9 protein-coding genes and 1 tRNA gene are annotated in these 12162 nt (G+C 37.7%); 3 read left to right on the plus strand and 7 right to left on the minus strand.

Going from position 1 to position 12162, the window contains the following annotated elements; all coding sequences use genetic code 11:
* The 3 genes from EA341_RS09570 to EA341_RS09580 all read left to right on the plus strand — a co-directional run.
* A partial coding sequence (locus tag EA341_RS09570) for a glycosyltransferase family protein (protein WP_293013424.1) occupies window positions 1–392 on the plus strand: 392 nt, incomplete at its 5' end.
* Window positions 393–601: 209 nt separating this feature from the next.
* Window positions 602–3274, plus strand: a complete 2673-nt coding sequence (locus tag EA341_RS09575; protein ID WP_293013427.1) for a glucosidase — start codon at window positions 602–604, stop codon at window positions 3272–3274.
* Window positions 3249–3848 (plus strand): ribonuclease HII, encoded by a 600-nt coding sequence (locus EA341_RS09580; protein ID WP_293013430.1) that lies wholly within the window; start codon window positions 3249–3251, stop codon window positions 3846–3848. The genes EA341_RS09575 and EA341_RS09580 overlap by 26 nt, the downstream gene beginning before the upstream one ends.
* Before the next feature lie 103 nt (window positions 3849–3951).
* On the opposite strand, the gene EA341_RS09585 is transcribed toward EA341_RS09580, so the two are convergent.
* From EA341_RS09585 to EA341_RS09615, 7 genes are all read right to left on the minus strand, one after another.
* Window positions 3952–4998, minus strand: a complete 1047-nt coding sequence (locus tag EA341_RS09585) for a BF3164 family lipoprotein (RefSeq protein ID WP_293013432.1) — start codon at window positions 4996–4998, stop codon at window positions 3952–3954.
* A gap of 709 nt (window positions 4999–5707) precedes the next feature.
* On the minus strand, window positions 5708–6247 hold the full coding sequence (locus EA341_RS09590; protein ID WP_293013435.1) for a DsrE family protein: 540 nt from the start codon (window positions 6245–6247) through the stop codon (window positions 5708–5710).
* Window positions 6248–6293: 46 nt separating this feature from the next.
* Window positions 6294–9041 carry a TonB-dependent receptor gene (locus EA341_RS09595; protein ID WP_293013437.1) on the minus strand — a complete coding sequence of 916 codons (2748 nt, stop codon included), beginning with the start codon at window positions 9039–9041 and terminating at the stop codon, window positions 6294–6296.
* Window positions 9042–9181: 140 nt separating this feature from the next.
* A complete protein-coding gene (locus EA341_RS09600; protein WP_293013439.1) occupies window positions 9182–10528 on the minus strand; it encodes a hypothetical protein in 1347 nt (448 codons plus the stop codon).
* 74 nt (window positions 10529–10602) lie between these two features.
* Window positions 10603–10685 (minus strand) — tRNA-Leu (locus EA341_RS09605).
* Between the two features lie 97 nt (window positions 10686–10782).
* Window positions 10783–11670: a bifunctional 5,10-methylenetetrahydrofolate dehydrogenase/5,10-methenyltetrahydrofolate cyclohydrolase gene (locus EA341_RS09610; protein WP_293013442.1), complete on the minus strand. Its 888-nt coding sequence runs from the start codon at window positions 11668–11670 to the stop codon at window positions 10783–10785.
* A 132-nt stretch (window positions 11671–11802) separates the two neighbouring features.
* Window positions 11803–12156, minus strand: a complete 354-nt coding sequence (locus tag EA341_RS09615; RefSeq protein WP_293013445.1) for a four helix bundle protein — start codon at window positions 12154–12156, stop codon at window positions 11803–11805.
* Between the last annotated feature and the right edge of the window lie 6 nt (window positions 12157–12162).

The raw sequence follows: 12162 nt of genomic DNA on the forward strand, positions 1-12162 counted from the left end.
TGACTTTCCATAAAATTGATGATCAGTTGTTTTTGAGCAAAATGGCTACATGCAAGGGACTAATCACCACGGCTGGATTTGAATCAGTCTGTGAAGCCATGTACTTAGGTAAGAAAGTGATGATGATTCCTGTCAAGGGACAATTCGAACAGGCCTGTAATGCTCTTGATGCACTCCAGGCACATGCAGGCATCATTTCGGATAAGTTTGATATCATACGTTTTGATGACTATTTGAATCAAATGGAAATACAGGGTGAGGCAAAGACCCTTTGGGCTGATAGCTTCGAAAAGCTTTTTAAGGAAATTATTAATGATACAGTCTCCCAAAGGACTGATCAGGATTATTTCAGCAACCCTTACAACCAAAATCAGGCTGCCATAAGTATTTGATTGTTTGAAAAAACTCTTTTTGCATCAAATTGGTTAGGTTAGTTGCAGTGAAAGCGGCACTAAAAAGCATTTTGTCCAAAAAAGCCATAAATAACCGATACAATCGATTGCAGGAAAACTCTGCTTTCTCATTTTTTTTAAATTATCTTTTTCTTGCCCTTGTCCTACACAAATTAATGTAAATTCAACCCTTTAAGCGATTGCCATAGATGAATATAGAGAAAATAAGGCTTCAAGAAGATAAAGAGTGGAAAAGGCACTGGAAAAAATGGGGACCATACCTAACTGAAAGACAGTGGGGTACTGTAAGAGAAGATTACAGTAAAAATGGAGCTGCTTGGGAAAATGTCACCCATGAGGAGGCCAAAAGCAAAGCCTACAGATGGGGTGAGGAAGGAATAGCGGGCATCTCGGATCATAAACAAAAACTTTGTATTTCCTGGGGTTTTTGGAATGGAAAAGATCCCATGATTAAAGAAAGACTTTTTGGACTTACAGGCCCTCAGGGAAATCACGGTGAAGATGTGAAGGAATTGTATTATTACTTGGATTCCACACCTTCACACAGCTATATGAAGATGCTTTATAAGTATCCTCAAAGCGAATTCCCCTACAAACAACTTTTGACAGAGAATGCGCGGAGAACCAAAAATGATCCTGAGTTTGAATTAATGGATACAGGAGTTTTTGATCAAGACGAATACTTTGACATTTTTATCGAGTACGGCAAAAATGACATTGAAGACATTGTCAGTAAAGCAACTATTCACAACAGAAGTGGCAAAGAAGCCACTTTATGGGTAATCCCAACAATGTGGTTTAGAAAAACCTGGTTTACGGGACATGAACCATTTATGCCCACCATTTCAAAACTTGACAAAAACAGTATCAAGGCATATCACCCAGATAGTGGGAATTTTTTCTTCTCTTTTGAAGGTGAGCCGGAACTGAAATTTTGCGACAATGAGACCAACCGCCAAAAGCTATACAATATACCCAATGAAAGGGCATACCTGAAAGATGGAATCAACAATTATCTTGTAGAAGGGGATGAATCAGCTGTAAATCCTGATAACAAAGGCACGAAAGCTTCCGCCATTTATAAAATTACTATCCCGGCAAAATCTCATAAATCGGTGAAATTCCGAATGACACATCAATATATAGAAGAGTCCAGTAAAGATTGTGAAGCCATACTTCATGAGAGAAAAAGGGATGCGGACGAGTTTTATTCAGAAATCCAGGCAAGGGTAAAGGATGAAGATATGAGAAACATCCAAAGACAGGCCTATGCGGGTATGATGTGGAGCAAGCAGTTTTACTACTACAATGTAGAGAGGTGGCTTGAAGGTGATCCAGGGAGATATTCACCTCCTAAAGAAAGGAAAAAAGGTAGAAATAACGAATGGAGGCATCTTCATAATTTTGATATTATTTCCATGCCGGATAAATGGGAATATCCATGGTATGCTGCCTGGGATCTGGCTTTTCACTGTGTCCCTCTAGCCAGACTGGATCCTGAGTTTGCAAAATCACAACTGGTGCTTTTGCTAAACGAATGGTACATGCATCCAAACGGTCAGATACCTGCATACGAATGGAATTTCAGTGATGTGAATCCACCTGTACATGCATATGCCGTACAAAGGGTTTATCAGATTGATAAAAAGTTGAATGGAGGGAAAGGAGATCAGGAGTTTTTGGAAAGATGCTTTCACAAATTGATGATTAATTTTACCTGGTGGGTCAATCAAAAAGACAGTGATGGCAAAAATATTTTTGAAGGCGGCTTTCTTGGATTGGATAATATTTCTGTCATAGACCGATCTCATGCACATCATTACAAGGGCAAACTTGAGCAGGCGGATGCGACTTCATGGATGGCAATGTTTTCACTCAATATGATGAGAATATCCTTGGATCTTTGTGAGTTCAACAAAACGTATCAATACACTGCTATCAAGTTTCTGGAACACTTCCTTTACATCGCAGGAGCAATGAACAATATCTCAGGAGAAAGTATCAGCCTCTGGGACGATGATGAGAACTTCTTTTTTGATGTATTTCACTTGCCGGGAAAAGAGCCGAAGGTCATGAAAGTAAAGTCCATAGTTGGTATAATTCCACTTTTTGCTGTGGAATCAATCAGACTTGATATGTTTGACAGTCTACCGGATTTTAAAAACCGTATGGAATTTTTCCTGAAAGAAAGACCTAAACTTGCCGCATTGGTATCAAGCTGGATACAGCCAGGTTTTGAAAAGAGGAGGTTGTTTTCATTGCTAAGAGGGCATAGGATGAAAAGCATTTTAAATAAAATGCTTGACCCGAATGAATTCCTCAGCGAATACGGAGTCAGGTCCCTTTCCAAATTTCATGAAAAGAAACCATATACTGTGCGCATCAATGGTGATGCGCTCACCATCAAATATACCCCCGGTGAATCTGATTCCATGATGTTTGGAGGCAACTCCAACTGGCGTGGCCCTATTTGGTTCCCTATCAACCATTTGATCATTGAGTCCCTAAGAAAGTTTGATTATTACTATGGCGGTGAATTTTCTATTGAATACCCTACAGGGTCGGGAAACTATGTTACTATGGATCTCATTGCCAGAGAACTTTCTTTGAGATGTATCAAGATATTCCTCAAAGACAAGGATGGAAATAGGCCAGTGTATGCCAATCACCCTAAATTCCAGAATGATCCACACTTCAAAGACCATATCTTATTTTATGAGTATTTTCATGGTGACAATGGAAGAGGCATGGGTGCCTCACATCAGACTGGATGGACGGGCTTAGTTGCCGAAATGATCCATAAATACTATAAATCTAGAAAAGAGCCCAAGGAAAATGCTGAGGCCATATTTAGAATCTAATAGAATAGAAGCGGGATGCGATGAAGTAGGCAGAGGCTGCCTCTGCGGACCAGTAGTGGCCGCTGCGGTGATTCTGCCTATCGATTTTGCAAATGAATTGGTCAATGACTCCAAAAAGCTAAAAAAACAAGATCGTAACATTTTGGTGACTGAGATCAAAGAAGGAGCATTGGCTTGGTCAATCGCAGAAGCAAGTGTGGAAGAAATTGACAAGATCAATATCCTCAATGCTTCATTTTTAGCCATGAACAGAGCAGTTCAAGCCCTTCACGTTAAGCCTGAGCATTTACTTATTGATGGGAATAAATTCAAAACCTCATTGGAAATCCCATTTGATTGTATCATCAAAGGAGACGGGAAGTTTGCCAGTATTGCAGCAGCATCGATTTTAGCAAAAGTATATAGAGATGAAATGATGGCTGGCTTGGCGGAGCAATTTCCCGGTTATGGGTGGGAGAAAAATGTAGGCTACCCCACAAAAGCCCACAGAGATGGAATCCGAAAACTTGGACTTACCCCCATTCACAGAAAGTCTTTTAGGCATCTACCTGAGCAGCTGAAAATGGAGTTTTAGAATTTAAATATTTTATGTAGAATTTAACTATAATCACAAGTTATTGAACGAGTTAATAAGGTCTCAGAAAGCACGATACACAGAATCACTCTTACGTAATTACTCAGTATTTGTAAACAACTACTCCAGGTTCTCTGTCTTCAGTAATACAATAAATTATCCTTTCGCTTTCATTTACGGTAAGCGATCTTATCGGAAAATCAAGTTCAAACCAACTTAAAGGATTTCCTTTAAGGTCAAAATGCAGAATAGTATTAGACCTATAGCCAACATCCTTTATTTCTTCATCTGTTTTGCCGATATAAACCAAAAAAACGCCTTCTTTACCCACAAATATATCATTATATCCTCTGGGGACATGACTTTTCACATTGGCAGCCTTCCCACTATTTGTATCAAAAAAATCATACTCCAATTCTATGTCACTAGGGCCATTAACCTCAATCCAGGTGCTGTTTTCTACATCAAAAAGCTCAAAATTTTCAAATTTGATACTCGCATGACCTAAAATACCTGAATGAATATTGAAATCAATTGGCCCTTGATACAAACCAGATAACATATAACTTTCTTCCTGATCAATTGGTTTGTCTTCATTCCAGGGCCGTAAAGCCCTAACTTTATTGCCTAATGTGTCAAAAACCAAATACTTATGATCTGTCATACTTGTATAAGAAATAATTTCATTAGTACCCAACCAGTGGTTGGAAAACCCATAAAACCAATCACCTTTTTGATTAATTGACTGAATAGCCTTAAAAGTAGAATCAGATAGATCAAATTCATGAATCATTTTCATGTTTAAATCATAAACCCAAAATGAATCATCTTTTAATGAAGGAAATATATCCCATACAATTGAGTTGATTTCTCCTGGTCCATCTCCTCGAATCCCTTTATTGAATAAATATTCAAGTTTGTCTTTATTAATAAAATGTAGTAGTGTATCATTTCCATCAGTCGATATGACAATGAAGTCATTTGCCAAATGGATTTTTTTTGGATTAATTAATTCCTCAAATTCCTTTTTATCTCCGTTTAAGTTAATCACTTCTGGAAATGAGTCTTTTGTTATTCTTTTTTGACTATCATTTTTTATTGAACAGCTAAAAAAAATAAAGACAGTAATGCAGATAATTATATATTTCATTTTTTCCTATTCTAAGGATTAAAATTATTTATAACAATGGAAGTATTCCAGAAATTTGAAGTTAGTATTTCTCTAAAAAATACACTCGCCTTCAAAGCACCTAATTAACTATTATCATAATAAAAACTAACAAAGTATTTTGAAAGCAAGTGCAATATTTAGGTTTTCCTAACAAGTACTGCCTGGCCGTTCTATTGAATTTGCCCACGCATTTCCAAGGTGATCCATACAATAAACCTCTTCCATTTGACAACAAACTGTCCTATTTCCATCCCCAGGATCTACTTAAGCTTGTCCATTAACTATTGTAGTTGAAGTAAAACTTAGTGATATACACATCAAAGAATAAAATACTGTCTTTTTCATTTTCTATTGTTTTTAATATATAAAAAGGTTTTGGCCAAATCCAAGCCTTTAACTAAAGACTCGTTCAAAGAAAAAAAAAACGACTAAAAAACAAATAATTATTTACTTCAATTTTAAAACAAAATAAGAAATTATTAATCAATTAAATTCAATATTTTAATCGTTTAATATTATTTCAACAATATTCAAAACTGGCTCTTTATCTTGAAATAGTCCTTCAATTTTTATCAAAATCCTTTTGGTCTGATTGGACATCTCAAAAGTAATAGGAATCGAGATTTGGTCTTGATCCCATTCACAGGAAGTCTTTTAGGCATCTACCTGAGCAGCTGAAATTAAAGCTTTAGAACCTTAACAGCATATATCCCTGAGGCACATACTTGGTCAATGTAGTGAGCATTGAAAGTGCTATGACGGTGTCTTCCCAAAGGTCATCAGACTCAAAACCCCTAGCGATTAAGGATTGCCCACAAACGTAAATTTCTACCCCAGCTTCTTTCAATGCTTCAAAAACAGGGATATTTGGATTTTTTATACCAAACTGTTTTTCATAGGCTCCGTCATTAAGCATACTAAATACAGCCCCACCATGAACTGCCACCTTGACATGCATTTGGTCTTTTCCAATACCTCCCAATCCATGTAGGTTCATCATCCGGGCAATGTTATTGACCATGGCATTGATCTCCTTGTGGTCTTCCGCTCCGGAAACCAAATCAATGATAATTTTGACTTCTGCATTAGGATCAGGGACCTCGGTAGCTTCGGGTATTTCATAAATCCCTCCATAGCCTTTTACTATCGGATATTTGGCTTCTTGAGCCATAGCAGAGAAAAGACTTGATACCGACAGTAAGCAAAGCATCATGAATATTTTTCTCATATTTTCTTAAGGTTCTAAATTAAACTCAGTCGAAGATAGGATAGTATTATAGCAAATCCTCAACCCTGATCTCGATAATTTTTGAAATTGGGTCCTTATCCTTAGACAGGCCTTCAATTTTAACCAGAATCCTTTGGGTCTGATTGGACATCTCAAAAGTAATAGGAATCGAGGTTTGGTCTTGATCCCATTCCAATCTAGGGTTCCAGTAGATGGCTGACCTTTGTTTGATGATTCCTTCATGGTTGTTAAAAACTGGGAATTGGGGTACAGCAGTAAAACCACTAACCTTGAACTTTTGAAACTGTGAAGCATCAAAAACCTGATCTTCCTGAAGACCTCTTTTAGCTCTTTTAGTCTCAACCAGAATCGCTCCAGCAAAGCCTTGCAGTCCAAAAGTGCCTGCAGAGAAAGTATAAATTTTGATGGATTCTACTTCTGCCGCAACAAATGTGCTTAGGTAAGCAAAAACACTTTCGTCTTCGGAGGGGAAAAATCTGGCTCCATCTACCATCAGCAAGGGTTCTCCTGCATCCAATCCCCAATTGTAGTTCCCCATTCTTCCCCCTGCCATATTCATAGATATCACCCTATCTAAGGTCAAATCAGGTCTTGACTCCAAAAACTGTGAATCAATTTCCCTATCCGGTGTCCCGTACCCATAATTTCTTTCTGCTGTACTTTCCAATGCGCTCGTTTGGACTGTAATCTCTTCAAGTTCCATGTAATTACCTGCCATTAAATCCTCAAAAGAAAATTCAACATCTGGATTTTCAATTGTCTCTTTCCCATATGAAAATCTAGGATAAAAGGGCTGCACATTGGGACTCTGACTAGGAGCTAACCTGACTTCTCCAAAACTATTTCTCCTCTTGTTTAAAGCTGCAATGGAAATTTCAGCACTATCTTGAAAAACCAAACCGGTAGCCCAAAAGTATCCGCTACTATCCGTTTGGATTATTCCGTAGTCTTCCAATTCACCCTGTACTATGGTCAAAGGTACATTTAGAGGTCGTCTTGGCCTATCTGAAAAATAGCCCTGCAAAGAAATCCCAAATTCTATGGGGTATTTAGGTTCTTCATAAAAGATTGATTTTTCATCGCTCAAAAGCCAATTCAGTGAGTTCCTTATGGGGCTTTGCAAAAATATTTCAGGATTTAAATCTGCATCCAAAACAGAAATGCTGAATTGTCCTCCAACAATTTCGTCATCCGCTTCGATTATATCGATTTCAAGCTTAACCTTGGTATTCCATATTGATTTTTCAAATTGGGATTTAATGATTACTTCCAAATCCTCGTCTGTTTCAAACTCTTCCTCAACTAATTCAGCAACTAGTTTTTCATTAGAACCCAAAACAGGAATAGGGACATAGGAAAACCCATCCTCTTGATAATTCCGCATCCAGTTGGTATAGGCCCTGATTACATAATTATCAGGTTGCAGGCCATCAGGTAAAACCAAAACACCCGAACTCTTGCCTTCTTTTATTTGGAATTTTTCTGAAAGTATGGTTTGAAAATCATTGTCATATACTTCTACATGTAAAACCCTACTCAGGCTATCCATGTAAAAATTGTTTTGATACAACATGTCAGCAGCAAACCAAATGGCTTCTCCCGGGTGATAGTAAGTCTTATTCAGACTCAGGTGTGGTTTTTCTCTGAGGTTATTCCATTTACTTTTTCTAAGTAATGTAGAATCAAACTCAGCCACAAATTCTCCCAATTCACCTGTTGGCTCAAAGTCATGAGGTAAAAACCTGGCCACCCTTTCCCTACCCATATTTCCGGCTCTTTCTAACTGAGTCGGGTCAGGCAAAACACCATAATCGTCTACTACAAAATATCCCTCCGGTGCCTCCAACCAAGAAATGCTATGATAAATATTTTCATAGTAATTATTGGGCCATGGTTTTTTCCTATTATGAACTTCAATCTTATAGGGTAGTTCAATAAGGGTCAAACCATTAGGTAAATCGCAGATGTATAAAGAGTCCCTATGGATTTTTACAATGGATTCACCTAATTCTTGAGTAAAATCATTGGTTCTCTTCGTTAAAAAATTATCCGGTATCACCTGATAGATTTCGTATTCCAAGGTGTCTACGGTTCTATCTACCAAGGATTTGACAAAATGTCTCAGAGAACCTTGATAGGTGGTATTTCTCAAATCTTCTTTCCCATCCACTCCTTCAAGTTCACTGAAGTTGACCAAACCATAATACTGAAACCCTCTTCTGGTCTCCACAAATCGCTGCAAATGGTATTCTATGTGGTACCCAAGAGCTTCATTTTCTATTAAAATTGGATCTTGAGCAGTTGCTGCAAAATACCTCATTCCCCCTTCCCTACCCTGCTGAAAGTCCAAAATCCATGGATTAGTGATTTTACTTTGCTTTAAAAAAGGATCATCCAGAACTGCTAAAAATACCCTTTCAAATCTTTTAAGATTTCTTTCCCATTTTTTATCTCGCCTTGATTTGAGTTGAATTTCATCAAGCTGATCCACTTTTGGGGTCAAGTCAAAATTGACTGTTACGGAATTTCTTCCACTTAAGGCAATATTCCTAAACTTAGTGTAATAGCCTATAAATGATGCTGCCAATTCAAAATTCTGTGGTAATTGACCACTGATTTCAAAATTCCCATCTATATCCGTAGTAGAACCGAATGTGGTATTGCTTATAAATACATTTGCAAAAGGCAAGGGCTCGCCTGTCTGTTCATCTGTAATTTTACCCTTGACTACCTGAGCTTCCAATTCCCAAATTGGAATTAAAAATAGAAGCATCCATAAAATAGGATTAACATTTTTTTTAAAAACCCCACATAATATACATTCCATCTTACGAACTTTACTTAAACAAACATAATGAACTAAAGCCTAGGAAAAAGATGAAATGACCAAAATAGGCTTTTACGTTAATTACTTTATTCTTTTGAATCAATAGGTTCCAAAATAAATACCGGCTTACCTTCAGCTAGAGGCATGTTCCTACTTACTCCGTAAACCAAAAACTTACCATCATGCCAATATTGGTAGTGGGGCTCCATGAGTTGCCAAAGTTTGTTTTTCTGGATCACCACTCTTTTCACTTGGGCGGAACTGTCCTCTTCTCTCTTTTCTATTAAATAAATCTTTTCCCCTGGAGGGTTTTTTCTATTCTCATTCCCTCTATACGCAAAATACACCTTCTCCTGATCAATTGCCAGATGGTATGGCGCCCAATACAAACTTACATTATAGTAGAGTTTTATAGATTTATCAAAAACCTTTTCTCCATTGGCATTCAAATGCAACAAATGGATGAATTTCCTTTCAGCAGAGGGTACTACCGCTGCCAAGGTGACAAACTCTCCATCAGTCACAGCCTCCACCAACATTACTTCCTTGTTCAGCCTTTTCCTTTTAATTTTAGGGGAATTTTTTCTGTAATCATAAAATCCCTCTAAATCTTTGAAAAGAAATTTTCTGAACTGAAATTTCATCTCTTCATCTATGCTAAAATGAAAGTAGCCCGAAAACCACTCTCCTTTTTTGTCACTATATGTCCCTACTGCTTTTAACCCCTCTTTGGAGTCCACCAACTGGGCTTGCTGAATGTAAAATTTCTCTTGAGAGGGTAGTCTTACATGTACATTCATTATCCTTTTTCCCTGATGATCAAATGAGAAAATCTGTAATCTTTGTTGCTTGGATTTACCCTCTTCAAGCACTAAAACATCTGTCAGTTCACCCCCCTTAAAATCTAATATTTTGAATTGTGGACCCAAAATTTCTGTAACTGTTTGAACTGTTTCTGTTTCAAAATCATAAATTTCAAGAAAATGTCCTCCTTCAAAGGCACCTTGGATTACAACCCCCTTATTGATTACCTTAACACCCGCTGGTACAACAATAGATGAGAGGTAAGTATATTTTTTGAAATCACCGGTCTTCAGGTCCCCTTTAAGAATGACTTTCCGATTGGAAGTAAATGGGTCCAAAGACCCTACAAAAACGACTTCATCTCCTAATACGTCATGGGATAGATGCGTAATATTTGGACCAAGAACGGTTTCAAAATAGTTGATATTATTTAGTTCTTCGTCTTTTAAGAATAGAGAAAAGTTACCGGAGGATTTCTCTAACTTGAAGTTTGCGACAGATTTACCATTATTTACTAGTCCAAACTCTATTAGATTTGCTTGCTGGTCTAGAACAGTTAATTGGGCAAATAAAGGTAAACGCCAACAAAAAATAGCAATCAAAAAAACAAATAGTATCTTTTTCACCATATTTTACCTACGGCATTACTTAAAGTTTGGTTGAAAAAAACAAAAAAAAGCCCCGGAAATTCCGAAGCTTTTTGTGCGCACGAGAAGACTCGAACTTCCATGCCCGTAGGGCACCACCCCCTCAAGATGGCGTGTCTACCAATTTCACCACGTGCGCAGTTAAGGATTGCAAAAGTAGAAAGGAAAGCCTTTCACTGCAAATCAATTTCTTTCTTTTTAAGAGCAATTCAATATGAATGCTCATTATCAGACGCTTATTTTGAATATATTTTACCTTCTGCTGCCAATAGGGTATTGTATAGCAATGAAGCAATGGTCATTGGACCTACTCCTCCAGGTACAGGGGTAATGGCAGAAGCTTTGGCTGATACTTCATCAAATTTCACATCTCCTATCAATCTGAAACCGGATTTTTTACTTTCATCAGCTATTCTGTGGATTCCCACGTCAATGACTACCGCACCTTCCTTCACCATCTCTGCAGTTACAAACTCAGGCTTTCCTAAGGCAACAATCAAAATATCAGCTGATTTGGCAATCTCAGGGAGATTTTTTGTTCTGCTGTGGGTAAGGGTAACCGTACAGTTTCCCGGGTTATCGTTTCTGGCCATCAGTATACTCATAGGCGAACCCACAATATGGCTTCTTCCAATGACTACACAGTGTTTTCCCGATGTTTCAATATTGTACCTTTTCAACAATTCTACAATACCATAAGGAGTAGCGGCAACGTATGCAGGCCAGCCTAGTGTCATCCTTCCTACATTAGCAGGAGTAAAGCCATCTACATCTTTTTCAGGCTTGATTTTATTGGTTACTTTTTCTACGGAAATATGCTTGGGTAAAGGTAGCTGAACAATCAATCCATCTATTTCCGGATTTTCATTTATGTCTTCTACGGCCTTCAAAAGCTCATCTTCTGAAACTGTTTCTTCCAGTCTTACCAAAGTAGAAGCAAAGCCCACCTGTTCACAGGATTTTACTTTCGCACCAACATAAGTTTGACTTGCCCCATCATTACCAACAAGTATAGCTGCCAAATGAGGAATTTTTCCTCCCTCGGTTTTTATTTCCGCTACCCTAGCTGCTATTTCTGTTTTGATTTGTTCAGAAGTGGTTTTTCCGTTTATCAGTGTTGGCATGAGATTTAGATTTACGAGTTACGATTTACGAATTACGAGGCCTTTTTGAGATCTCGAAGTTTTATGAATGCTGAAAGTTGAATGAGAATATTTGGATTTACGAGTTACGGAGTCTTCAGAAGGCGATGATGCTTATGAGGTTCTTAGAGTTTTAAGGCTTGCTACAATTATAGCAACAATTTCATCAGCTTCTTTGATCAGCCGATTAATTTCAAAAGACAGTTGGTCATTTGTATTTATCTCGGCAATTAACTCAAGAAAGAATTGGCTCTCATCTGCTTCTTCTTCAACAATTTTTAATTTATTGATAAAGTCAGCGTTTGATTTGGCTCTGCAAGCAGACCGGTAGTTTGCAGCAACAGAGCTAGAACAGCGAATCAATTGATTTACATAAGCATTAAACTCCCTTGTGTGTGGAAATTTTGCACATAGACCCCAGACCTCAATTGCGAATTGCTTCGTCCTATGTTGTATTTCACGTTTCATATCTAC

It is taken from the genome of Mongoliibacter sp. (genome assembly GCF_007692705.1).
GTDB lineage: Bacteria > Bacteroidota > Bacteroidia > Cytophagales > Cyclobacteriaceae > Mongoliibacter.

Excerpts from the sequence above, each read along its gene's own strand:
- EA341_RS09575 (WP_293013427.1), top strand. The coding sequence starts at position 602 with ATGAATATAGAGAAAATAAGGCTTCAAGAAGATAAAGAGTGGAAAAGG.
- EA341_RS09580 (WP_293013430.1), top strand. The coding sequence starts at position 3,249 with ATGCTGAGGCCATATTTAGAATCTAATAGAATAGAAGCGGGATGCGAT.
- EA341_RS09585 (WP_293013432.1), bottom strand. The coding sequence starts at position 4,998 with ATGAAATATATAATTATCTGCATTACTGTCTTTATTTTTTTTAGCTGT.
- EA341_RS09590 (WP_293013435.1), bottom strand. The coding sequence starts at position 6,247 with ATGAGAAAAATATTCATGATGCTTTGCTTACTGTCGGTATCAAGTCTT.
- EA341_RS09595 (WP_293013437.1), bottom strand. The coding sequence starts at position 9,041 with ATGCTTCTATTTTTAATTCCAATTTGGGAATTGGAAGCTCAGGTAGTC.
- EA341_RS09600 (WP_293013439.1), bottom strand. The coding sequence starts at position 10,528 with ATGGTGAAAAAGATACTATTTGTTTTTTTGATTGCTATTTTTTGTTGG.
- EA341_RS09610 (WP_293013442.1), bottom strand. The coding sequence starts at position 11,670 with ATGCCAACACTGATAAACGGAAAAACCACTTCTGAACAAATCAAAACA.
- EA341_RS09615 (WP_293013445.1), bottom strand. The coding sequence starts at position 12,156 with ATGAAACGTGAAATACAACATAGGACGAAGCAATTCGCAATTGAGGTC.